We start from the raw sequence: 22,822 nt of genomic DNA, 5'->3' as shown, positions 1-22,822 counted from the left end.
GCAAAAATGAGTAATAAGAAAGATTCTTCCAAATCTCCGCGAGACACCAACGGCCCTGTCGTCAAGACAGGCCCAACGGCTGGTCAGAACAGGTCTCGAAATCAAGATGGACAGTGGCGGGCCAAGCGAAGCGATGCAGGGCAGTCCAAGAAAAAGGGAGGCTGTTTCCTGACCACTGCAGCTTGCCACTACAAGGGCTTGCCGGACGACTGCCATGAACTGCAAGTACTGCGCGGCTTTCGGGACGAATACCTGTTGAAGACTGCAGAAGGTACGACGCTTGTAGACCATTACTACAGCGTTGCGCCTTTCATTGCCGAGCGACTGACCGATGCGGCGGATCTGGAGCAGGTCTGGCAAGTCATCGGCCGCTGTGTGGGTGCCATCGAAGCGCGACACCACGCGACGGCATGCGCTCTTTACGAAGACATGGTGCGCACGCTGGAATGCAGATTTTCGCAAGCGGAAGGAAGTACGGAGGGCATGCGTTGAACCCCGAGAAGGAAGCCATCCCGCTCATTGAATCCCTTTCGGAAGAACTCGGCATCGATTGGATCAACACCGATCGGACGAGCGATGACTGGAAGGTCAAGCTGTATGAGCAGCCGAGTACTGGGAAACAGCTTGCGATTTACGACCGCAAAAGCACGCTGTTGCGCCTGGAGCATCCAGCGCCCAGCATTCCCGGCGTTCTCGAAAAGGATCAGTGCCCGAAGAGCGATGCGCTTTCGAAATTTGCTCGCTCGCGATTCAAAGACAGATCGGGCTTCTGCGTCGAGGTTGAAAACAAAGTTGCGCTGCAGGAATTGCTATCTCGATACTTTGGTGCAGTGAACTCGGTCAGTACTGCGGCTTTAGGCAGTGTCTTGGCTGTAGAGGCCACTGCGCCAAAGACGTCCGTTCCTGCCAAGACAGCCCCGGACGATGCCCGCGCCGCCCGCTTGGCGCGGCTGGCCGCAGCGCCGCGTAAGCCACAAAAGATGGTGGTTGAGCGCACAGAGTTCGCGCGCAATCCAGATGTGGTGGCCGAAGTGCTTTACCGGGCTCAAGGTTACTGCGAGTCCTGCCACGCGCCGGCACCTTTCGTCAAAGCGACGAACGGCGAGCCGTACCTGGAAGTCCACCACGTCGTGCCGTTGGCCGAGGACGGCGACGACACAGTGGACAACGCGCAGGCGCTGTGCCCTAACTGCCATCGCGAGGCGCACTTCGGCTGAAAGAGTCGCTCAGGCCCTGCTGCCACCTGCCATGTTCGATCGGACCACTCCCCACAACGCTCTGCCACCCCTGCCGCCCGCTACGGTGGTGGAAACCCCCGCCGTCCTGAAGAAAGCCATTGCCGCCAGCCGCGCGCTGGCCGAGCTCAAGGGCATGGCCGAGCGCATGCCCAACCAGGCCATGCTGATCGACAGCTTGGTGCTGCAGGAAGCACGGGCGTCGTCCGAGATCGAGAACGTGCTGACCACCAACGACGAGCTTTACATAGCGGCGTCGGACGAGGCACAGCCCGCCAGCGCAGAGGCCAAGGAGGTGCTGCGCTACCGGCAGGCGCTCAACCACGGTTTCCGGCAGATCCGCTCGCGTCCGCTGGCAACGGGCCTGTTCGTGGAGATCGTGCAGCTCCTCAAGCAGGCCTCGTTCGACATCCGGCGCACGCCCGGAACCCGCATCGGCAACACGCGCGGCGAGATCATCTACACGCCACCCGAGGGTGAACAGGTCATCCGCGACAAGCTGCGGGAGCTGGAGAACTTCATGCACGCCGAGGACGAGCTCGACGTGCTGGTGAAGATGGCGCTCGTGCACTACCAGTTCGAGACCATCCACCCGTTTCCCGACGGCAACGGCCGCGCCGGGCGCATCGTCAACATCCTGTTTCTGGTGGACCGAGGCCTGTTGAACCTGCCGGTGCTGTACCTGTCGCGCTACATCATCGAGCACAAGAACGCGTACTACGACGGCTTGCGCCGCGTCACCGAGGACGGCGCCTGGGAGGACTGGCTGCTCTACATGCTCGACGCCGTGGAGCAGACCTCCATCCGCACGCAGCGGCAGATCACCGACATCCTGGCCTTGATGGAGGAAGTGCGCGAGCGTGTCCAGCGCGAGGCCCCCAGCATCTACAGCAAGGACCTCATCGAGCTGGTCTTCCGGCAGCCCTACTCCAAGATCCCATTCCTGGAGCGCGCCGGCATGGGCACCCGCCAGACCTGTGCCAAGTACCTGCGCGAGCTGGAGCGGCTGGGCGTGCTGGCCGGCCAGAAGATGGGCCGCGAGGTCTATTTCATCAACCAGCGCCTCTTCCAGTTGCTGACGCGCTGACAACGACGGCACGCCAACATGTTAAAAAACAGTCGTGTTTTTTAACTTATCTTGGCGATACGTTCGTTGAAGTGACATGTCGGCCAAGCGGCTCTCGGCGAAACGAAGCCGGGAACAGCGCTGGCATACGACGACGCAGCCAACCTGCATTTATCATGGTGATAAACTAGATGTCCAGCTTGTGGCTCAGAACGCCCAGCTCGCTTACGCCTCCTCAAGGGCGACAACGCGTGATCCGAGGTGGCCGGCTGCTCGATCTGGGCGCTTTGCAGGCCTTGCTGCGCAGCGGCAGCTTCGACCTGGACCAGCTGTGGCTGGCCACTGACAAATGCGTCAACGACCTGCAAAAGGAACGATGGAGCACGTCCGATGTGTTGCAGATGCTGGTCAGCTTGGACAGCACTCAGGACTACCGAAAGTCCGAGTGGTGTCAGGTATCGGGCGGCCACATGGTGCCCTGCGACGTCTACGCTATGCCGTACGACACCCTGGGGCAACGGCGCCATCCACGCGGCCTGGAGGTGTACCTCAAGTTCTCGATTGACGAGACAGGGCTGCTGACCATCGCACTGGTGTCCTGCCACGCCTCCTGACTCAACCCTACCTATCCATCATGAATCAACACACATTGCCGCTTTGCCCGGCCTGCCGGCGTGGCCGGCTGCATGCCATCGAGCGCACGGAGGTGTTCCGTCCGCATGGGTTGGAGGTACGGGTTGCGCTGCTGGCTTCGCGCTGCGATGACTGCGGCGTGGAAACGACCCGTGCGGCGCAGCACGATGAAAACCTGCGCCGCTTGGCCGAGCGCAAGGCGCACTACGGCGATCTGCTGATGGGCGAGGAAATCCTGGCCCTGCGCAAGCGCTACGGCCTGACGCAGCAACAGGCGTCCAAGGTCTTCGGCAAGGGAAAGATTGCCTTCTCTCGGTACGAGACCGAGGCAAGCTACCCGGATGAAAGTACGACGCTGCTGCTGCAAGTGGCCATTGAGCGGCCGGAAGTCATGAAGACGCTGGCGGACAAGGCTGGTGTCGAGTTGCCGCTTTGGCAGCAGCGATGCGAGGACGAACAACGCAGCAAAGTGCGGCTACTGGCCTTGCCCACACCGCGGGTGTCGGAGATCAAGCTGCAACACCAGTCGTACCGGGGCGGCACACGCCAGAGGCGTGCGGATGAACGTTTTGCCCTTGCCGCATGAAGCCCAGTCCCGTACAGCTGTTGCGCTCCGCCTTCAAGCGCGTGTCCATCGAGGTAGACGATGCGCATGTGCCGGCCGATCCGCCCAACCCGTTGACCACGGTCTACATGTTCGATGGAGTCAACATTGCCACCGATGTCGGCATCCAGGAACTGGACATGCACCATGAGCGGGGCCAGATATACGGCGCCGTGATGCGCGTGATCGTTGACAACACACTCCTGCTCGATGCCGAGGACCAGCAGTTCTCGCCGTACCTGATCGACGTCGAAATCAGCGGCGTGATCCTGATCCCCAAAGGAGCTGAGCAGCTTGCCCCGCCCAAGGATCTAGCCACCGTCAACGGCGCGGCGCTGCTGTGGTCGTCAGTGCGCGAGCAGGTGCTGTCGGTGACGGCGCGCATGCCTGCAGGGCCAGTAATGCTGCCCACCGTCCATTTCCAGGACCTACGCCAAGCGCCGGCCGAGAACGCGGCTTCGGCTGATGCCGCTGTGCCGCCGCCCCCTGCACGCAAGAAAGGCGCTCCGAAGCGGACGTCCCAGTGACTCCTGTTGCGCGACATGCAACGCGTCCTCCCATACCTCCGGCGGTTGCCGGTTGACTCCTCGAATACCTACACAGGCCGGCTTCCATGCCTTTGATCAAGGACCTCATCTCAATCCCTGAGCGTGTGCACCAGGGCGACTTCGTCCTGCAGCTCTCCCAGGGCGTCAGCCATGCCGAGCAGACGCTGCGCGACTACGTGGTCACGCCGCAGCTGGTGGACGCCTTCAATAACGCGTTGGGGTTCATTCAGCAGGCGGTGCAGTCCGGCTCCAGCAAGGCAGCCTACCTGCACGGCAGCTTCGGCTCGGGCAAGAGCCACTTCATGGCCGTGCTCAACCTGCTGCTGGCCGGCAACACGCAGGCGCGCGCGACGCCCGAGCTGGCCGACGTGGTAGCGCGCCACGGCTGGACTAACGGCCGCAAGTTCTTGCTAGTGCCGTATCACATGATCGGCTCGCGGGACATGGAGTCCGCGATCCTGGGCGGCTACGCGGAGTTCGTGAGGCGTACTCACCCGCAGGCCCCAATCCCGGGCTTCTACCTTGCCGACGACCTGTTCCGAGATGCCCGTGAGCTGCGCGCGCGCATGGGCGATGAGGCCTTCTTCGGCAAGCTCAACGAGGGCGCCAGCAGCGGCAGCAGCGGCGCGGACGACGGCGGCTGGGGCGCGTTCGACGCCGGCTGGGACGCCGCCAGCTTCGACGCCGCCCTGCTGGAGCCGCCCAACGGCGAGGAGCGCGCACGGCTGGTCGGCGACCTCATCACGCACTATTTCTCGGCCTACCGGACGCTGGCCGGCGGCGGCGAGTCGTTCGTGTCGCTGGACGACGGCCTGAGCATCCTCAGCCGCCACGCCCGCGCCCTGGGCTACGACGCGGTGATCCTGTTCCTCGACGAGCTGGTGCTGTGGCTGGCCAGCCGCGCCGGCGACGTGAGCTTCGTCAGCCGCGAGGGCACCAAGCTCGTGAAGCTGGTGGAGGCCACCAATGCCGACCGGCCAGTGCCGCTCATCAGCTTCGTGGCCCGCCAGCGTGACCTGCGCGACCTCGTGGGCGAAAACCTCGCCGGCGCGGTGCAACTGCAGTTCAGCGACGTGCTGCGCCATTGGGAGGCGCGCTTCCACCGCATCACGCTGGAAGACCGCAACCTGCCCGCCATCGCCGAGAAGCGCGTGCTGCGCCCGGTGAGCGAGGCTGCGCGCGCCACGCTGCAGGCGACGTTCGATGACGTGCTGCGCATGCGCGCCGACGCACTCAACACCCTGCTCACCAGCACTGGCGAGCGGGAGATGTTCCGCAAGGTCTACCCCTTCTCGCCAGCGCTGGTACAGACGCTCATCGCAGTGTCAGCGGCGCTGCAGCGCGAGCGCACGGCTTTGAAGCTGATGCTGCAGCTGCTGGTGGACCGGCGCAGCGACCTGGAGCTGGGCCAGATCATCCCGGTGGGCGACCTGTGGGACGTGATCGCCGAGGGCGATGAGCCTTTCTCCGAAGGCATGCGGCTGCACTTCGAAAACGCCAAGCAGCTTTACAACCGGCGCCTGCTGCCGATGCTGGAGCGGCAGCACAACGTGACCTGGGAGGCCATCCGCCTGGGGCAAGCCGAAGCCGGGCCGGCGCGCAACCTGCGCAACGACGCGCGCTTGATCAAGACGCTGCTGCTGGGCGCGCTGGTGCCGGAGGTGGAGGCGCTCAAGGGCCTGACCGCTCAGCGCCTGGCCGCGCTCAATCACGGCACCTTCCGCTCGCCCATCCCGGGCCGCGAGGTGCAGGACATGTGGCGCAAGTGCCGCGACTGGGCCTCAGAAGTCGGCGAGATCAAGCTCACGCCCGAGGACCAGAACTCCGTCATCTCGATCCAGGTCACGGGCGTGGACATCGAGCCCATCCTGCGTGCGGCCGAGGGCGTGGTGGACAACGCCGGCAACCGCCGCAAAAAGATCCGCGAGACGTTGTTCGAGCAGTTGGGCATCACCGACGGGGCCAGCCTGTTCACGAGCTATGCATTCACCTGGCGCGGCACGCCGCGCGAGGTGGCGCTGGTGTTCGAGAACGTGCGCGAGATGAGCCAGGACCGGCTGCGCGGCCGCGACGGGGAATGGACCGTGGTGCTGGACTTCCCCTTCGACGAAGGCACCTTCGGGCCGCTTGACGACCTGGCGAAGCTGGACGAGTACCGCGGCGGCGACACGCAGACCCTGGTGTGGTTGTCTTCGTTCCTGAGTCCCAAGGCACTGTCCGACCTGGGCCGCCTGGTGGTGCTGGAGCACATCCTCCAAGGCGAACGCTTCGACGATTTCGCCAACCACCTCTCCTTCGTGGACCGCGTGCAGGCCAAGGCGCTGGCGAAAAACCAGCGCGACCAACTGCGCGGCAAGCTGCGCAGCCAGCTCGATGCGGCCTACGGCATCAGCAGCGAGCTGAGCGATGCACTGATCAACCCGCTCACGCCCGACCAGCAGTTCCGCTCGCTGGACACCACCTTCTCGCCCAGGCCGCCAGTGGGAGCGGACTTCAAAGCAGCGTTCGAGTCGTTGCTGGGACAACTTCTGCGCCACCAGTACCCTGCCCATCCGGAGTTCGAGCAGGAGATCAAGCCGCAACTGGTACGGAAGGTTTGGCCCGAGGTGCTCAAGGCCATTGAGGCACCGGACAGGCGCAGCTACATCGCCGACAACGCTGTGCGTCGGCAAGTGCGTGCGGTCGTGGACCTGCTGCAGCTAGGGCGCACGACGGAGACGCATCTACTGGTCGAGCCGCACTGGGTCACGCGCTTCGCTCAGGCTCACGCCCGTGAAGGCAACGGCAAGCTTACGGTGGCCAAGCTGCGACAGTGGCTCGACCAGCCGCAGCCCATGGGCCTGCCGGTGGAGCTGCAGAACCTCGTCATCCTGAGCTTCGCGGCACTCACCAACCGGCGCTTCCTGCTCAATGGCGGGCCGGTGGAGCCGTCGCTCGACAACCTGGGCGACACGCTGGAGCTCGTCGAGCAGGCGCTGCCCGACACAAGCCACTGGCACGTGGCGGTGCAACGTGCCGCGTCGCTGTTCGGTCTGACCCTGCCGCAGACGCTCAACGCGGCCAACGTCGCCCGCCTGATCGATGACGTACGCCGCGAGGCCACGGGCAAGCGTGACGGTGTTACGCGACTGGTGAGCGCGGCGAAAGACCGTTGCGCGCGCTACGCCAGTGGCCAGCCCAGCGCACGTCAACGCTCGGCGGAGTCCGCCTTGGCGTTGCTGGCGGCGGTCGCGCAGTCGGAGAACCTGGCGCTCATCGATGCGCTGGCCACCGCCACGCTGGAAAGCTCCGAAGCTGCCGTGGCGCGCGCCCTGGGACACGCCCAAGCCGTGGCAACAGCGCTGGACGGGGCCAACTGGGCCATCTTCGACGCGCTGGGCCAACTGGGCGACACGGACCCGCGGCGCGCCAAGGCCGACGCCGTGCTGAGCCGATTGGCTGAAGGACTGTTGGCCGACGAGCATGTGGTGCCGCTCAAGGCCCGGTTGGATGAGCTGGAACGCGATGCGGTACGGCTGTTGACGGTGGCACCGCCGCCGCCGGTTTCCCCGCCGCCACCGCCGCCGTCCGGCCCGCAGCCGCCCGAGCCCGAGCTGCCACCCGCACCCGAGGCCACGACTGTGGTCGAGGAGCGGCAGTTGCAAGTGCGAGGTGTTGAGGCTGCGCGAGTCCTGGAAGACCTGAAGATCCGCTTGCAGGACGACGCCGCGCTCGAACTGTCACTGAGCTGGCGGCTGCAACGGCGGGGACCGAGCCGATGAACGTGTCCACCGCCCAGATCGCGGCGCAACTGGAAGCTGAACTACAACGCGATGCCAAGGCCCAGGCCCTGGCTATCCGCTGCGCGGCACGCCAGCCCTGGCCGGCGCAGCTGCAAGCCCAGGGGCGGCGCTTCGAGCTGCGCTGGTGCGAGTCCATGCTGGCGCTGCGCGAGGCGCTGGCCGGCCTGGAGGACGCAGGCCCGGAATCCGGCGCGGTGCTGCTCACGCCTCTGGGGACGCACGAGATCGCCGACGACATCGCCGCGAGGTTGTCGAGTCGCCGCGTGTTCCAGCCTCAGGGCTGGGACATGGTGCGTCAGCTTTTCGGCGCCCGGGATACTGACGCGCGCCTGGGACGCCACAGCTGGATGCCGCAGATGCTCATCGACGGCGCCGCGCAAGGCCCGTATGCGCCAGTGGCCAGCGGATTCCTGGATCTGGAAACGGCCTGGGGAGCCGTGCTGCAGCGCTTCCTGCAGCTGCCCGATGCACGCCCTGACGCGGTGACGCTGCTGCGCTGGACATTGCGGCCCGATGCGGACGCCTCGATGAACCTGCTGCCGGGCGCGGCGCGCAGCGAAGCTCAGCGCTGGCTGGCAGCCGCCAGCGGCATGGCCGGCGCCATGGCCGTGGCCTGCGTCGAAGCCGGCCGCACGGCCGACGCCCTGCCGCTGGGCTTGGTGTGCGACGTGCTGTTTTCGCCGCAGGGCGAAGGCCAGGCGACGCTGGGCCATGCCGCCATTCGGCTGGAGCGCTACGTCGGCGACATCCACGTCGGCGTGGCTGAGGGCCGTGCCTGGGCCGCCGCAGCGCGCGAGCTGGTGCGCCACGACGGGCCGGAACGTTGCCGAGCGGCACTGGACCGTGCGGACCGGCTGCTGGCGGAGTTGCGCGCGGGCGAGTTCGCTCATCTGAGCACTCTGCTGCCGTCGGCATTCGATCAGCGCCTGCGGGCCTTCGGCGCGGCCGTGCTGCGGCATGCACAGGCTCCGGCCACCACGGCGCTGCTCCAGGTGGAGGCATCGGCCGACCAAGTGCTGAGTCACGGCCTGGCCGCGGTGCAGTCGCAACGCGCCGAGCGGGTGGTCATGGCGCGGCGCCTGTGCCGCTGGCTGACCTCGCCGGCGACCACGGCGTCCTCACTCGTGGAGGCCGCCGCTTGGCAAGCCGATGAGGGCGCATTCGTCGATTGGGCACGTTTTCGCCTGCTGGGCGGTGACGAATTGCCCGAGGTGTCGGAGGCCCTGCTGCAGCTGCGCGGCGCCGTGGCGGCGCGCCGAAATGCCTCGGCACGGGCCTTCGCAGATGCACTCCAGGCGTGGAACAGGCAGCCCGCCGCGGCAAGTGGCCGCTTGGTGCCTGTGGAGCAGATTCTCGACCGCGTGGTGGCGCCGCTGGCGTCCAAGCCGCCGCAGCGCGTGTTGCTGCTGGTGGTGGACGGGCTCAGCGTGAGCATCTTCCGCGAGCTGTTCGCGCAGCCGGATCGCCTGGGCTGGGCGGAATGGGTACCTGCGGGCACGCGAGCCCCTTTGTTCGGCGCCGCGGCGCTGCCGACGGTGACGGAAGTCAGCCGCGCCAGCCTGCTGTGCGGCCGCCTCACGACCGGCGCCGCAGCGCAGGAGAAGCCCGGCTTCGCCAGCCATGCCGCGTTGCAGGCCGCCAGCCGCGCCGATGCCCCGCCCTGGCTGTTCCACAAGGGCGATCTCAGCGACGCGGGTAACTTGGCGTCCGAGGTGCGCGCGGCCATCGCCGACTCGCAACAGCGTGTGGTGGGGGTGGTCTACAACGCGGTGGACGACCACCTCAGCGGCCCGGACCAGTTGCACCAGCGCTGGAGCCTGGACGACCTGCGCCTGCTGCTGCCGCTGCTGCGCGAGGCACGGGAGGCGCAGCGGGTGGTGGTGGTTACCGCCGACCATGGCCACCTGCTGGAGGACGGTACCCGGCTGCTGCCAGGTGGCCAGAGCGACCGCTGGCGCGTAGGCAACCAGGTGCAGACAGCCGACGAGATCGTGATGGAAGGCAGCCGTGTGCTGACAAGCGACGGCGAGCGAGCGGTCGTTGCGCTGTGGAGCGAAACGGCTCGCTATACCGGGCGCAAGAACGGCTACCACGGTGGCGTGTCGCCGCAAGAGGTCATCGTGCCGCTGAGCGTGTTCGCACCCTTCGGCATTAGCCTTCCCGATTGGGAGCCCGCCGTGCCGGTACAGCCGGAATGGTGGGACCTGCCGCTGCTGTCGCAGCCCGCCGTTCAGTCCACGGTTCCCCTGTCCTCGCCTGCACCTGCGCCCGCGCCTGCATCGCGCCGCGCACGGCAGGTGCACGAGGCGCAGCAGGCGCTGTTCGATGCGCCTATACCGGCGCCGGCGCAATCTCAGCCGGCGGTTGCGCCGCCCGACTGGATCGGCGCCCTGCTGGGCTGCGTTACCTACGCCTCGCAACGCCAGCTGGCGGCCCGGGTAGCACCGACGGACGAGGCGATGCGCCACGCCCTGTCGGCATTGCAGGAACGCGGCGGCAAGCTCTCGCGCACGGCGCTGGCGCAGCGCCTGGGGCTGCCCGAGTTCCGCATCGGCGGTTGGCTCAGCGGTGCGCGTCGCGTGCTCAACGTGGACCAGGTGGCGGTGTTGAGTGTCGATGAGGCCAGCGGCACGGTGGAGATCAACCTCGGCCTGCTGGGTCAGCAGTTCGGCATCACGGTTCCGGGAGGCGCGCGATGATCAGTGCCGCCCGACGCGACGAGATCGTGGGCGCCCTGCGCCGCGGCACCGTGCCGCAAAGCGGACTGGACGTCCTGGCGGTGGGCATCGATGCCTTCGCGCCCACGCTGGACGAGGAGCTGGCCGCGGTGGCGGCCGGGCGCGGCGGCTTCAAGGCCGTGCGCGGCGAGTACGGCACCGGCAAGACCTTCTTTGGCCGCTGGCTGCAGGAACGGGCCCGCGTCCGGGGCTTTGCCGCCAGCGAGGTGCAGATCAACGAGACCGAGACGCCACTGCACAAGCTGGAGACGGTCTATCGCCGCCTGGTCGAGCGCCTGGGAACGGCCGACACGCCCATGGGCGCTTTCCGCAGCGTGATCGACGGCTGGTTCTATGCGCTGGAGCAGGACGTGCTGGCACAGGGCACCGTGGACGAGAACGACGAGGAGGCGCTGCTGGCGCAGACCGATGCGCTCATGGAGCAGCGCCTGGCGGCCATCGCACAGGCCGCACCGGCGTTCTCCGCGGTGCTGCGGGCCTACCGCAAGGCCCTGGCAGTGGGCGACACGGCGCTGGCGGACGGCCTGATCAGCTGGCTCTCCGGCCAGCCCAACGTGGCCGCGAGCATTAAGCGCGCGGCCGGCATCAAGGGCGACCTGGACCACTTCGGCGCGGCCAACTTCCTGGTCGGGCTGCTGACCATCCTGCGCGACAGCGGCTTCTCGGGGCTGCTGCTGGTCCTTGACGAAGTGGAGACGCTGCAGCGCATGCGCGCCGACACGCGCGAGCGGGGCCTGAACGCGCTGCGGCAGTGGATCGACGAGATTGACGCCGGGCGCTTTCCGGGCCTGTACCTGGTAGTCACCGGCACGCCGGCCTTCTTCGACGGCCCGCAGGGTGTGCAGCGGTTGCCGCCCCTGGCGCAGCGCCTGCATGTGGACTTCGCCACTGATCGCCGCTTCGACAACCCGCGCGCGGTGCAGATCCGGCTGGCCGCCTTCGATGGCGGCTCGCTCATGGCGGTGGGCCGGCGGGTGCGCGACATCTACGCGCAGGGGCGGCCGCAGGAGGCGCGACTGCGTGCCGTGGTGGACGACGCCTACCTCGACACGCTCTCCCGCGCAGTGGCTGGCGGGCTGGGCGGCAAGGTCGGCGTGGCGCCGCGGCTGTTCCTCAAAAAATTGGTGGCCGACGTGCTGGACCGGGTCGAGCTGCATGCGGACTTCGACCCGTGCCGCCACTACCAGCTCACTCTCTCGGAGAGTGAGATGACCGCCACGGAGCGCGCCGCGGCTGCTGCGGCGTCGGTGGACGACATCGAGCTGTGACCCACGCACCGGACCCGTTCGAGCGCCTGCACCCGGCGCTGCAGTACCACGTCGTCAACTCGCTGGGCTGGAGCTCGATGCGGCCGACGCAGCTGCAGGCCATCAAGCCGATCCATGCGGGCCTGCATGCGCTGCTGCTGGCCCCCACGGCCGGCGGCAAGACCGAGGCGGCCATCATCCCGATCCTATCGCGCATGCTGGGCGAGAACTGGCCTGGTACCAGCGTGCTGTACGTGTGTCCGATCAAGGCGCTGCTCAACAACCTAGAGCAGCGCCTAAGCCACTACGCTGGGCTTGTGGGTCGCCGGGTGGAAGTGTGGCACGGCGACGTGTCGCAGTCGCGCAAGACCAAGGCGCTGCACGAGCCGCCCGACATCCTGCTGACCACGCCCGAATCCATCGAAGGGATGCTGGTGTCCACGCGCGTGAACCGGCAGCGTTGGTTCGGCAACGTGCGCGCGGTGATCGTGGACGAGCTGCACGCCTTTGCGGGCGACGACCGCGGCTGGCACCTGCGTGCCCTGCTGCAGCGCATCGGGCGCTACACGGACGGACCGCCGCAGCGCATCGGACTGTCTGCCACGGTGAGCAACCCGCAGGCGCTGCTGGCGTGGTTTGCGCCGACGGGCGAGCGCGGCATCGTCGGCAGCGCCGGAGTGAGCACCGATGCGGACGTCACCATCGATCATGTCGGCTCGCTGGACAACGCGGCCACCGTGGTGTCGCGGCTGGACCGCGGCATGAAGCGGCTGGTGTTCTGCGACTCGCGCAGCCAGGCCGAGCGCCTGGCCAGCGAGCTGCGTGCCCTGGGCGTACGCACGTTCCTGAGCCACGGCTCGCTCAGCGCCTCGGAGCGAAAGCAGGCGGAAGCCGCTTTCGCCGAGGAGCGCGACTGTGTGATCGTGGCGACCTCCACGCTGGAGCTGGGCATCGACGTGGGCGATCTAGACCGCGTGATCCAGATCGACGCGCCGGCCACGGTGTCGTCCTTCCTGCAGCGCATGGGCCGCACCGGGCGGCGCAGCGGCAGCCGGCGCAACTGCTTGTTCCTCACGACCACCGACGAGGCTTTCCTGCAGGCGCTGGGCGTGACGAAACAGTGGTCGCGCGCGTGGGTGGAGGCTGTCGTGCCGCCGCCCGAGCCCTGGCCGGTGGTCGCGCAGCAGGTTATGGTTTCGCTGCTGGAGCAAGGCGTGGTGGTTCGGATGGAGCTGCTGGAGAGCCTCGGACAAGGCTTTACGGAGCTGCCGGCGGCACGAATCGAGACGCTGGTCGAGCACATGCTCGGTGCCGGCTTCGCAGTCGAGTCAGGTGGCGTGCTGCAGTTGGGCCAAGCCACGGAAGCCGAGTTCGGCCGCAGCCACTACCGCGATCTCCTGGCGTCGTTCTCCGGCGCGCCCCTGCTGCTGGGGCGGCATGGAGCAACTGAGATCGGCTACATCGACCCGTCGGTACTCATCGGCCACGACGCAGCGACAAGGCTCCTGCTGGGCGGGCGCAGCTGGCTGGTAACGAGCGTGGAATGGAGCCGCAAGACCGCCTGGCTTGAACCCGTCAAGGAGGGCGGCAAGGCCCGCTGGACCGGCGCGGCCCGGACAGTGGGTCCCGAGGTGTGCCAAGCGATCCGAGATGTGCTCGCCGAAGGCACGCTGCCGGGCGTGCAGCTCTCTCGACGGGCACGGGCGCACTTGGACTTGCTGCGCGATGAGATTCCTTGCGGCTTGATGTCGCGTCAACCGGGGCCCGGCTCGACCCATCGCTGGTGGACGTTCGCAGGAACCGTTGCGAACCGGACACTGGCGCGACGCATTGGCAGCCTCAACTCACGCGCATTCGATGCGCTGTCCGTGCTGACCACTACATCAACGGACGTCTCAGCGGGAGCGGCTGACACCGCGCCCGTCATGCTCACCGACGAGGAAGTTGCCGACCTTGCCAGCGGGATAAAGTTTGGCAACTGCTTGCCTGTCGGGTTATTGCGCAGAACCGTGATGGCGAGAAATTTCAATGGATAGATCAAAGTCGCCCGATCAAGGAGAGTGATAAGCATGGAAACTTATAATAACTCTGGGGGAGACGTGGTTTGTGTCGGAGATCAAAGGAACTTAGCGCCATTCGACTGCGCCACAATACAGTCCGAGTTGAACCGGTTATACGCCGATGCCATCCAAGAGATCAAGGCGTTAGAGCATTTCTCCGGTCGTGAACAACAGCAGCTTTCTGCCCCGTTCTTCCTGAAAATTTCTCCCCGCTACTTCGAGGCGCCTTTCCGTGTTCTCTTTGTTGGCCAAGAGACGAGGAAATGGTGGGGGAAACTTGGCAAAGCCTTGCAGACCGAAGATGCCGTGGAGCGGCTTCTGACGCACTACGAAAGTCGGTTGAATTGCAAGCTCGGACGTAGCCCGTTTCATCAGATGCGCCGGCGTGCGGAAAAAGAGTTGGCCGGCGGCATGCGCGATGCCATTGTGTGGTGCAACTTGCTCAAGATGGACGTTGACAAGGGGGCAAGTCGAAGCCGCAACGCCAGGGCGTATTCCCAGGCCTTGGAGGAATTCTCTGCAAAACTTGTTCGCCAGGAAGTTGAGTTGCTACAGCCGCATGCAGTGATCTTTGCCTGTGGGCCGCACTACGATTACCTGATAAAGAAGTATTTTCCATACTCAGACAGCGATGTGATTGAGCCCCGTGCGTTGTGGCACTTCAAAATCAACGACATCCACTGCTATCGGACGTGGCATCCACGCTCGCAAAACAATGGGAGCGAGCACAACGTAGGTCATTACTACAAAACGATCTTCGATAGGCTCAAACTGGAAATGCGGCATACCGATGCTGAGTTGAGCTGACAAGTATTTTGACTGCTGAAGTTTAACCAAAAGCACGACGTTTTATGGAAATTCCTGCTCCAGATCCGATAGTTTTAGTCTTTAGTGTGCTGCCAGAGCTGGGCTTCCGGCCAATAGTAGATCCACTTTCTATTGGTGGGATCTCCTGGGTTCTGAAGGGTACTTGTTTTGATGTAAAGGCGTCTCGCTTAACCAGCATGTATCTAAGGGAGGAGGTGCAGTGTTCAGGTATCTTTAGGACCGCTCGAAGCCTTGGCATGATTGAATTTTCGATGCCAGTTGCCGTGGAGAGCAAAGAACAAGTTATGGCGTGGCTGGCTTACGGGATAAAAGCAGATGCCATTTCGCATGATCCTCTAATACCGTGGGCCCAAAAAGCTCTGGATTTGAAACACCTCCTTCCTTGGGAGAGGTACTATACTAAAATAAGAGACGAAGCGGCGCAACGCAGAAAGCTTTGGCTTGCGCGGCCTCATTGCATAGTAGAGCGTAAGTGGATCAAAGCTGTTCTCGGTTTCTTACAAGAGCAAGCGTCCAAAAACCCAGAAGGTGAATTCTCTGTCTTGTTTGACGGTGAAATGCTATCTGTTCGAGCAGGCAGAGTTCCATTGGGAGTCCCGGCCGAGGGACCGTCAAGTTGGAATGAGAGATACAGTCAACCTTTGAGTCAGCTTGCTTCCATCCCGGTGCGCATAATGTCCGATCCTGTGGAAATGGGAATTTGGCAAGGCAACTTGCGGCTTGACCATGGCGGGCAGAGATGGGTTTCTCGTCGTCGTAGCGCCGACCAATCACTGGAAGAGCAGGGGACGGTGCACAGCTAGTTCGCCACCAGCGTGACCGCATAGAGAATACTGCCGCTTATAGTTTCTGGATAGAGGTGTGTGCCTCCCAATGTTGCCTCCAGTATGAGAAGCGCGCCTCACACCAGTCCTCTGGATTGGTGGCGCCAAGGATGATTTTCCAAAGTTCGTGCTGTCCTATCGCCTCGGATCGACAGTATATTTGACGTGCGATTTCTAATGACTTATGGAATTGTCGAGCGGCCCAGGCTTCTGTGCCGCACTTCCAAAGCATTGCTTCTTGGTCGCACTTGAGGTTTGCGTTCTTTAATGCCGCGGTGCTGAACTCCCAGTATTTCTGCTCCGACGGGAATTCGTTGCCACGACTCCAGCGCTTCAAGCTGGAGTCATCCGTCATTGATGTTTTTGCTCCCTGTGCAAGGCTTAAAAGTTTTTTCTGACTGCTAACTTCCACATGTTTCATCAGGCGCGAAATTAGCTGTGATCCAGGATTGAGTTGATGATTTTTGTTTCGTTTGAGCAGCTTGTCTAATTCATCGATGCCCGCACGGCCCCCTCTGATCCGCCATGTCATCACATCCATGCGTGCTGTTTGTGAAAGCATGAACTCCAGCAGGCCCGCTGTGCGGGATACCATGGTTGATAGTTCCGAAGTGGCGTTATAAAAGTGCTCTAGTGCTGCCTCAGTCATGTAAGGACGTAGATAGGGATGCGCCGCAAAAACATTGGCTGCTTCTTGGTAATTGCCGCAGCGAATGCTTCTTAGGCATGTGGCACTAGCCTGCTCTACGTCCACACAATGGTCAAGGGGGATCATGTGGGTCGGGGTCGATCCAGGGATTAAAGACTGACCGATTCTGTAGAGCTCCCAAGCCCCCATGTTGTTTAGAATTTCCTGGGCCGTTTCGCTACCTGCCAATGCATCGTCAAACAGTTTTATCAGTGGTTCGTTCGGTGTATTTTTGGCGGCGGCTGCTAACAATCGCCGGCAGTTGGCAACCGTTACGGAAGAAACGGTTTTCTGCTTGCCACCCTCGATTCGATCGAGCGTTTTGACCAAGCCGCCATAACCTGCTTCACGTAATAGTTCCTTGTATGACGGTGTGCCAGTGAGTTTTGCATCATCTTCAGGGAGCAGCAAAATAACGCTACTAAGCCTCAGCGGCTTTGGACGTCCTAACGTTGGTCGTCGTAGAAGGGAAGTCATTCGGTTTTTGTTGTCGGCATGGAGCCAAGGCTGTGGCTGGTGGGACTGCAACTGTTGTTGTGGAAATTTGTGTTGTTCTACTGATATTTCGGTGGTTACTGGATAAGTAATTTCAAACGAGATAGTGACTTTTTGAGACACTGAAGGCGGTGAGGGGTTGGGTGCACGGCCTTCAGTTGTCAATCATTGTCTTGATTTCGCCTCTCGTGCTGCTTTGTACAGGCTGTTTTAGGTGCGCTCAATCCCCGTCGTCGTTTTCTTCTTGCTGTTCGCCTTGGTAAAGATCGTTGTTGGGGTTGAGTTGGTTTGACCGGTTGTCTTGACTTGCCTGATACGCGTCATTGTTCGGATTCAGGCTATCACTCCGGTCATCATTCTGGGTGCGGGGCATGGTGCTTCTGAAGAATCGAAGTGGATCACAGCAGGCCAGTGTAAGGCTGCGTGGTTTTTGGTCGATTGTTGCCCCGCTTCTTCCCGGACGGCATCCCATGATGCGTACTTGGTCCGTTAAGGGGGCGAGATGCCTTGTGGCTACTGCGAGCGCTGCTTGGCGTGGTCCCGTTCTTACTCTTGGTCATACGAAATCCTTTGATGTCATGCGCAGGATCAGCCCTGCGAGGCAGGATGGTCGCGGACCAGTAGCTCAAAGTCAGGGGCAGAGTTTTCCCACTTTCAGCGGCGTGTCGACAGCCACAGCGTTATCCCTGCAACCGACCCGTCTGCACTTACGCCGGCGGCACCAGCCAGCCCACTAGCTGCAGTGCCCTGGCGGCCCGGCCCCTGCCTTTCGGCGACAGGAGCCAGTGTGAGGCGGTTGTTCCTTCAGTTCTTGGCCCGCAGCACAGGTGGCAACCACCGCGTGCCCTGCAGTCGTTGCTGGGCCAGGGCAACCGCCTCAGGCTTCTTCAGCCCTTCCAGGTCCGCCGCCGCTTCAGCGCCTGCGCCTTCGCGCACCGCGTCGATGACCTTGGCCTTGGGCACCGAGAGCAAATAGCTCTCGGCAGTCGGCTCCCACCAATCGGCCATGTCTAGATCGACGGCGGCGGCGATGGCGGCCGCGATGGGCTGCGGAGCTTCGCGGCCCTGCACCGTGTTGAGCGTGCTCGCGGTGCAGACGGCCAGCAGGTCGAGTATTTGGGAGTCGTCGGCTTTCAGCACCCAGGCCAGCAGGGACTGCTGATCGCCGGGCAGTAGGTTGCCCCACCGCTCGCAATGCGCTTCCATTGCCTGCTGCGCCTTGCACTCGGCCAGATCAGCGCCTTCCTTGCGCACATCGGCGGTGTCGGCCCGAATTTCAACGGGCCGGTCACCGGAGCCGCAGCGCGACGACAAGCCGGTCTGCACGGCAAGCTGGTAGGCCAGCACACGCAGTGCGACAGCCGGGCTATCTGCCACCGTGGCGCGCAGCGCGGCTGTCCGGTGCGCGGTCAACTGCCGCAGCAGCTTTTCCGAGTAGTCGGCCTTGGGCACCTTAGCCGGGGCCGGGGCCGTGCCAGTGGTGCCCGGTGCCGCCGCCGCACCGCGCTGCGCGGCCTGCGCCTTGCGGTCCTCCGCATGCACCAGCCCACGCAGCACGGCCAGTTCGCCGCGCTGGTCCACGTACACCACTGCACCGGCCAGCGGCAGATCGCGGGGGTCGATCTGCTGCAGGGTCTGCTCAATCGCTTCGCGCTCGGCTTCTGCCTGCTGCTGCTGGGCTTCCAGCGCGTCGATGGCCGCGCTGTCGGCTTCGGGGTCGAGGTCGTCGATCTGGCCTTCCAGCTCGGACACCAGCGCCTCGATGGCGTCGAGCCGCTGCTGCTGTTCCTCGCTCGGGTCCACGTCGAGCGTGCGGCAGTGGTCGAACGCCTGCCGGTCGGTGTAGCTCAGGCTGGTGCGGACCTCAACCCACCGCCAGCCCTCGGCGCGCACGGCTTCGGCCTCGCGCTCCAGGCGATCCAGCGCCAACTTCTCCAGCAGCGCCGGCTCGGTCATGTACCCCGGTGAATTCTCATCATCGGAAAACAGATCGCGCCTGATATTGCCGCCCGCCGCCTCGTAGGCCGCAAAGCCCACGAATTGCGCCAGCGGGTTATTCGGCGGAACATCGCGCTCGGTCAGTTTGCGGCGCAGATTGTGGGCTGGCCGCTCCCAGGGTGACGAGTTTTCCCATGCCGATTCCTGAAGCTGGTGGTCCTCGGTGAGGGTCAACGCCATCAACTGTTCCAGTTCGATTTTCTCGTCCCAGTACAGCGCCATGAGCTTCGGGCTGACCTTGGCGAGTTTCAGCCGGCGCTCCACGGTGAGCGGGCTGATGCCCCAAGCATCGGCAATCTGGGAAACCGTCTTGCCTTGCTCAAACATGGCTTGGAAACTGTCGAACAAATCACTCCCGTGGAGCGGTTCACGCCCGCAGTTTTCGGCCAGGGATACCGACACCGCATCCTCTTGCGACACCTCCAGGCAGCGCACCGGAAAATCCGCGTCGATCTTGCCCTGAGTAAAAAGCAGATTCAGGGCTTCCAAGCGGCGGCCACCGGCGACGACGCCATAGCGCCCTACATGGAAGCCTCCCTGGTGGCAAGGGAGTTTCTGAAGTTTTGACTCGGCGGAATTGACTGCGGTCTTACATTCGGCCTACTGGTGCAGATCGGAGTAAGTCCGCTGCTGGCCTTGATGGTCATTTGCGGGGCCGGTGCTTATCTGATGCTCGGACTTCGCAATGTTGCTTGTCCGGGGCGTTATGCAGCTTTACCCGGCCCGCGGTCAGACCGCGTCGCCATCACTTCATCGACTCGACTTGCGCACTTCGAGATATTGGCTCCTTACTTGAGCGGTAGTGCTTGTAAATAACTACTGTTGCGGCTCAGGCAGTGCAATGTATTTCTGCGCCACCTGTGGGCAGGTTATTCCTCCAGCCAGACTGATATTCCCGTCCGTAGGCCACCAGTGCCCAAGCTGTGCGAGCCATCTTGTTGGCCAATGCCACGGCGGCGACATTAAGCGGCCGTCTCACCAGCAGGTCTTCAAGCCACTTGGGCTTGTTCTTGGCATGTGCAATAACAGCCCGGGCTCCATGAATCAGTAGCGTGCGCAGATAGGGGTCGCCGCGCTTGGATATGCCTCCCATGTGCGTTTTGCCGCCGGTGCCGCTGTGCGCAGGTACCAGTCCCAGACTCGCAGCGAAGTCGCGTCCGCTACGCCAGCCTTGTCCATTGCCGAGCTTAGCGGCCAGCGCCGTGGCGCCCAATACGCCTATGCCGGGCACCTTTCGCAGGACAGCGGCGTTGTCCAGTTGCTGCTCCTGCGCGGCGATCTCATATTCCAGCGCGTCGATGTGTTGTTGAACCTGCGCCAGCATTTCCAACTGGCCGTTTACCAGGCAACTCATGGTTGTCGGCAACTGCTCATCAATTTGCGCGCGCTGTTGAGCCAGCGCTCTGAGCCCTGCCTTACGACCTCCGATTAGCGTCACGCCGAATTCGTAGAGCAAACTGCGTAGAACGTTGATGGTGGCGGTGCGAACACTTACCCAATGCGACCGCGTACGGTGCAGCGCCTGCACTGTCTGTTGCTCGCAAGTCTTGATGGGCACGCGTCGTATATCCGCTTGATTCGCCGCAAGCCAGACTGCCCGCGCATCAGCCGCATCGTCCTTGTTGCTACGGACGAAGGGTTTGACCTGCTTGGTTGGCAGGAGCTCCACCTGGTGGCCCAAACTGCCGAGCACGCGAGCCCAGTGGTGTGCGCCGGCACAAGCCTCCATCGCGATGCGCGCTGGCTGGCGTTGCGCAAAGAACTCCGCCAGCTTCGTTCGAGGCAACTTCTTGCGACCGATCTCCCCAGTCTGGGTCTCTACCCAGTGCAGTTGCATCGCATTCTTGGCCAAGTCTAGGCCGTAAGTCGTACGATCCATTTGGGGCCTCCGTTCTCAGGAGTTTGGTAACGCGACTCCACTTTGGCACTTCGATGCCGTTCAACGCGAGGCCCCCTCGTCATTTCCAGGTCACTGGTGTTTGCTGCTGCCGGCCTGTGCTGCCGTCAGTTCAGCGGGGGGAGGCTTCCATACCATCTGGTGGGCTTGAGCGACTTCTTGCCCGACAGCTCAGGCCGGACGATGAGGTTTTGCAGCAGGCTCTGCGAGTAGATCAGCGCCGCCAACTCTTCGACACTGCGCGCCGGGGTTTTGCGGCGGACGTTGAGCGGGTCGCGGAACAAATACTTCAGCGGTACGGTTATTTCCCGGCCTTGCACCCGCTTGATTGCTTCGGAAATCCGAGTTTGTTCAGAGAGGTCCATGTGCTGCTCCAAAAAGGCCGGGGCTCAAGCCCGGTAATGAAGGTGCGGATGGCCGGGAGAGCGCCCGGCGCGCCGGCTTTTGATTTATCGCTGGTCGATGCTTAAATATACCGCGTTTGCGGAAAACCCGAGTAAATAGCAGTGAACTCTTACAGTTCAAACTGTTCGGCATTATTAAAATTTGGGGAGGGCGCCTATATTTCAGTCCATGGGAGCAGCGAAATATTCACACGAAGCTGTGAAGCGCCACTGATTCCTGTCTGCAACCTTCCCGCTTAGAGATTTCCAGATGCCACACCTCATTGACACCACCACTGGCCGCGCCGCAATGGCTTTCGTCGGTGAGGCTCCCTGGCACAAGCTGGGGCAGCGCCTGACGGCCGGCGCCGATCTCGAAACCTGGCGCCGCGAAGCCGGACTGGCCTACAGCGTGGAGCGCACGCCGGTGCTGTTCCAGCGCGCCCATGCCGGCGCCGCCGACCGCATTGAGGCCATGGAAGACCGCGACGTGCTCTACCGCTCGGACACCGGCGCGGCATTGAGCGTCGTAAGCCGCGGCGGCTATCACGTCGTGCAGCCCGGCGAAGTGCTGGAGTTCTTCGGCCGGCTGGCCGAGGCCGGCGGCTTCGTGCTGGAGACCGCTGGGGCGCTGTCGGACGGCAAGCGGGTCTGGGGACTGGCGAAGGTCAACGACGGCGCGCCTGTCGTCGGCCAGGACACGGTGCGCCCGTACCTGCTGCTGGCGACCTCCTACGACGGCACGATGGCCACCACCGCCAAGTTCACCGCCATCCGGGTCGTGTGCCACAACACGCTGACCATGGCCGCGGGTTCCGACACTGGCGCGCAATCCGAGCAGGACGCAACCATTGGGCCTGTGGTGCAGTGCGTGCGCGTGCCGCACATGAAGAAGTTTGACGCGGGCGCCGTGCGCCAGCAGCTGGGCATCGTGCTTACCGCCTGGGATCGCTGGCTGGTGCAGGCGCGGCTGCTGGCGCAGGTGGACGTGACGCAGGCGCAGGCCGACAAGTGCGTGGCGGACCTGCTGCTGTCGGTCCAGGCCGCGCCGAAGGGCAAGCCGCAGCCCGACGTGCGCGCGAGCCGCGGCTACAAGCGGCTGATGGACCTCTTTGGCGGCGCGCAGATCGGCGCCGACCTGTGCGGCACCAAGAGCGCGTGGGCGCTGCTCAACGCCGTCACCGACTACGTGGACCACGAACGCGGGCGTAGCGACGACACCCGCATGACCAGCGCATGGTTCGGTGCCGGCGAGGGGCTGAAGCTGGCGGCATGGCAGGGCGTGCGCGTCCTGGCCGAGCGAGCCGGGGCTGTCGCGGCCTGACGCCTGCCGGGCCGGCGCCACGCCGGCCCCTGCGGCACAACCCACTTTCCTGCACCGCTTATCACAGGAGCAGCAGCATGCGGACCAAGACGAAGCCGAGCGCGGTGCTGGTGCGCTTCCTAGCACTGGAGCACCTGCGGGCGATCCTGGGCAGTGCCGCCATGTTCGCCAGGAGTCCGGCACTGCGGCGCGCGGGGTGGCTTCCGGCGGCCATCACCAGCAGCGCGCCGCGCCGCACGGGCGGCACGGTGGGGCGTTGGGATGACAGCACCGAGGCCCGCCGGCTGAGCGACGAGGCGCACCCCTTCCTGGCCGTGGGCGACCGCCTCGCCGCTGCCGACAGTCTGGTGAAGCTGAGCGACATCCAGCGCGGCGCAGCGAGTCCCCAGGCGTGAGCATGCCCAGCTCCCCATGAGCCACCGCGAGCTCACCCGCTGCCTGCGGCTGGCCGCTGCCAGCCTGCCGAGCCGCT

General features: G+C 64.1%; 19 protein-coding genes. 14 read left to right on the top strand and 5 right to left on the bottom strand.

Features of this window, described 5'->3' with window-relative positions; translation table 11 throughout:
- Positions 1-6 precede the first annotated feature (6 nt).
- The 12 genes from H537_RS50910 (at position 7) to H537_RS52595 (ending at position 15,544) form a co-directional block, all read left to right on the top strand.
- Positions 7-492, top strand: coding sequence for a CFI-box-CTERM domain-containing protein (locus tag H537_RS50910; protein WP_084150603.1), 486 nt, complete (start codon positions 7-9; stop codon positions 490-492).
- Positions 489-1,217: an HNH endonuclease gene (locus H537_RS55530; RefSeq protein WP_238446667.1), complete on the top strand. Its 729-nt coding sequence runs from the start codon at positions 489-491 to the stop codon at positions 1,215-1,217. The genes H537_RS50910 and H537_RS55530 overlap by 4 nt, the downstream gene beginning before the upstream one ends.
- An 88-nt stretch (positions 1,218-1,305) precedes the next feature.
- Positions 1,306-2,322 carry a Fic family protein gene (locus H537_RS0111685; RefSeq protein ID WP_238446666.1) on the top strand — a complete coding sequence of 339 codons (1,017 nt, stop codon included), beginning with the start codon at positions 1,306-1,308 and terminating at the stop codon, positions 2,320-2,322.
- Positions 2,323-2,552: 230 nt separating this feature from the next.
- Positions 2,553-2,915 carry a hypothetical protein gene (locus H537_RS0111680; protein ID WP_028998076.1) on the top strand — a complete coding sequence of 121 codons (363 nt, stop codon included), beginning with the start codon at positions 2,553-2,555 and terminating at the stop codon, positions 2,913-2,915.
- Between the two features lie 20 nt (positions 2,916-2,935).
- Positions 2,936-3,520: a type II TA system antitoxin MqsA family protein gene (locus tag H537_RS49085; RefSeq protein ID WP_084150601.1), complete on the top strand. Its 585-nt coding sequence runs from the start codon at positions 2,936-2,938 to the stop codon at positions 3,518-3,520.
- Between the two features lie 41 nt (positions 3,521-3,561).
- Complete coding sequence (locus H537_RS0111670; RefSeq protein ID WP_156901618.1) at positions 3,562-4,065, top strand: protein-export chaperone SecB; 504 nt, start codon at positions 3,562-3,564, stop codon at positions 4,063-4,065.
- 86 nt (positions 4,066-4,151) lie between these two features.
- A complete protein-coding gene (locus H537_RS0111665; protein WP_028998074.1) occupies positions 4,152-7,847 on the top strand; it encodes a DUF6079 family protein in 3,696 nt (1,231 codons plus the stop codon).
- Complete coding sequence (gene pglZ, locus H537_RS0111660; RefSeq protein WP_028998073.1) at positions 7,844-10,567, top strand: BREX-2 system phosphatase PglZ; 2,724 nt, start codon at positions 7,844-7,846, stop codon at positions 10,565-10,567. Before H537_RS0111665 ends, pglZ begins: the two co-directional genes overlap by 4 nt.
- Positions 10,564-11,874 (top strand): BREX system ATP-binding protein BrxD, encoded by a 1,311-nt coding sequence (gene brxD, locus H537_RS0111655; RefSeq protein ID WP_028998072.1) that lies wholly within the window; start codon positions 10,564-10,566, stop codon positions 11,872-11,874. The genes pglZ and brxD overlap by 4 nt, the downstream gene beginning before the upstream one ends.
- Positions 11,871-13,889, top strand: a complete 2,019-nt coding sequence (locus H537_RS0111650; protein WP_028998071.1) for a DEAD/DEAH box helicase — start codon at positions 11,871-11,873, stop codon at positions 13,887-13,889. The genes brxD and H537_RS0111650 overlap by 4 nt, the downstream gene beginning before the upstream one ends.
- A gap of 33 nt (positions 13,890-13,922) precedes the next feature.
- Positions 13,923-14,720, top strand: coding sequence for a hypothetical protein (locus tag H537_RS42435; RefSeq protein WP_156901617.1), 798 nt, complete (start codon positions 13,923-13,925; stop codon positions 14,718-14,720).
- A 257-nt stretch (positions 14,721-14,977) separates the two neighbouring features.
- The gene (locus tag H537_RS52595) at positions 14,978-15,544 is read left to right on the top strand and encodes a hypothetical protein (RefSeq protein WP_156901616.1); all 567 of its coding nucleotides are present in this window, start codon (positions 14,978-14,980) and stop codon (positions 15,542-15,544) included.
- A 37-nt stretch (positions 15,545-15,581) separates the two neighbouring features.
- On the opposite strand, the gene H537_RS52590 is transcribed toward H537_RS52595, so the two are convergent.
- The 5 genes from H537_RS52590 to H537_RS0111625 all read right to left on the bottom strand — a co-directional run bounded on the left by H537_RS52590 (position 15,582) and on the right by H537_RS0111625 (position 21,008).
- A complete protein-coding gene (locus H537_RS52590) occupies positions 15,582-16,913 on the bottom strand; it encodes a hypothetical protein (RefSeq protein ID WP_156901615.1) in 1,332 nt (443 codons plus the stop codon).
- A gap of 55 nt (positions 16,914-16,968) precedes the next feature.
- Positions 16,969-17,121: a hypothetical protein gene (locus H537_RS54365; RefSeq protein ID WP_169516989.1), complete on the bottom strand. Its 153-nt coding sequence runs from the start codon at positions 17,119-17,121 to the stop codon at positions 16,969-16,971.
- Between the two features lie 431 nt (positions 17,122-17,552).
- Positions 17,553-19,235, bottom strand: a complete 1,683-nt coding sequence (locus H537_RS42430) for a ParB/RepB/Spo0J family partition protein (protein WP_156901614.1) — start codon at positions 19,233-19,235, stop codon at positions 17,553-17,555.
- 340 nt (positions 19,236-19,575) lie between these two features.
- Positions 19,576-20,625: an IS110 family RNA-guided transposase gene (locus tag H537_RS50900; protein WP_084150600.1), complete on the bottom strand. Its 1,050-nt coding sequence runs from the start codon at positions 20,623-20,625 to the stop codon at positions 19,576-19,578.
- A 125-nt stretch (positions 20,626-20,750) separates the two neighbouring features.
- Positions 20,751-21,008 carry a ParB/RepB/Spo0J family partition protein gene (locus tag H537_RS0111625; RefSeq protein ID WP_156901613.1) on the bottom strand — a complete coding sequence of 86 codons (258 nt, stop codon included), beginning with the start codon at positions 21,006-21,008 and terminating at the stop codon, positions 20,751-20,753.
- Positions 21,009-21,297: 289 nt separating this feature from the next.
- Between H537_RS0111625 and H537_RS0111620 the strand changes: the two genes are divergently transcribed.
- Positions 21,298-22,350 (top strand): DUF932 domain-containing protein, encoded by a 1,053-nt coding sequence (locus H537_RS0111620; RefSeq protein ID WP_084150599.1) that lies wholly within the window; start codon positions 21,298-21,300, stop codon positions 22,348-22,350.
- 77 nt (positions 22,351-22,427) lie between these two features.
- Positions 22,428-22,745, top strand: coding sequence for a hypothetical protein (locus H537_RS0111615; protein WP_028998065.1), 318 nt, complete (start codon positions 22,428-22,430; stop codon positions 22,743-22,745).
- Positions 22,746-22,822: the final 77 nt, after the last annotated feature.

Source organism: Azohydromonas australica DSM 1124, from assembly GCF_000430725.1.
In the GTDB taxonomy this organism is placed as follows: Bacteria; Pseudomonadota; Gammaproteobacteria; order Burkholderiales; family Burkholderiaceae_C; genus Azohydromonas; species Azohydromonas australica.
Note: the sequence above shows the minus strand (reverse complement) of the source record. Positions and strands in the feature narration are given on the sequence as shown.

Bases quoted from the DNA above. Each gene is read 5' to 3' on its own strand.
- H537_RS50910 (WP_084150603.1), top strand. From the start codon at position 7: ATGAGTAATAAGAAAGATTCTTCCAAATCTCCGCGAGACACCAACGGC.
- H537_RS49085 (WP_084150601.1), top strand. From the start codon at position 2,936: ATGAATCAACACACATTGCCGCTTTGCCCGGCCTGCCGGCGTGGCCGG.
- H537_RS0111665 (WP_028998074.1), top strand. From the start codon at position 4,152: ATGCCTTTGATCAAGGACCTCATCTCAATCCCTGAGCGTGTGCACCAG.
- pglZ (WP_028998073.1), top strand. From the start codon at position 7,844: ATGAACGTGTCCACCGCCCAGATCGCGGCGCAACTGGAAGCTGAACTA.
- brxD (WP_028998072.1), top strand. From the start codon at position 10,564: ATGATCAGTGCCGCCCGACGCGACGAGATCGTGGGCGCCCTGCGCCGC.
- H537_RS42435 (WP_156901617.1), top strand. From the start codon at position 13,923: ATGGAAACTTATAATAACTCTGGGGGAGACGTGGTTTGTGTCGGAGAT.
- H537_RS52595 (WP_156901616.1), top strand. From the start codon at position 14,978: ATGATTGAATTTTCGATGCCAGTTGCCGTGGAGAGCAAAGAACAAGTT.
- H537_RS54365 (WP_169516989.1), bottom strand. From the start codon at position 17,121: ATGCCCCGCACCCAGAATGATGACCGGAGTGATAGCCTGAATCCGAAC.
- H537_RS50900 (WP_084150600.1), bottom strand. From the start codon at position 20,625: ATGGATCGTACGACTTACGGCCTAGACTTGGCCAAGAATGCGATGCAA.
- H537_RS0111625 (WP_156901613.1), bottom strand. From the start codon at position 21,008: ATGGACCTCTCTGAACAAACTCGGATTTCCGAAGCAATCAAGCGGGTG.
- H537_RS0111620 (WP_084150599.1), top strand. From the start codon at position 21,298: ATGCCACACCTCATTGACACCACCACTGGCCGCGCCGCAATGGCTTTC.
- H537_RS0111615 (WP_028998065.1), top strand. From the start codon at position 22,428: ATGCGGACCAAGACGAAGCCGAGCGCGGTGCTGGTGCGCTTCCTAGCA.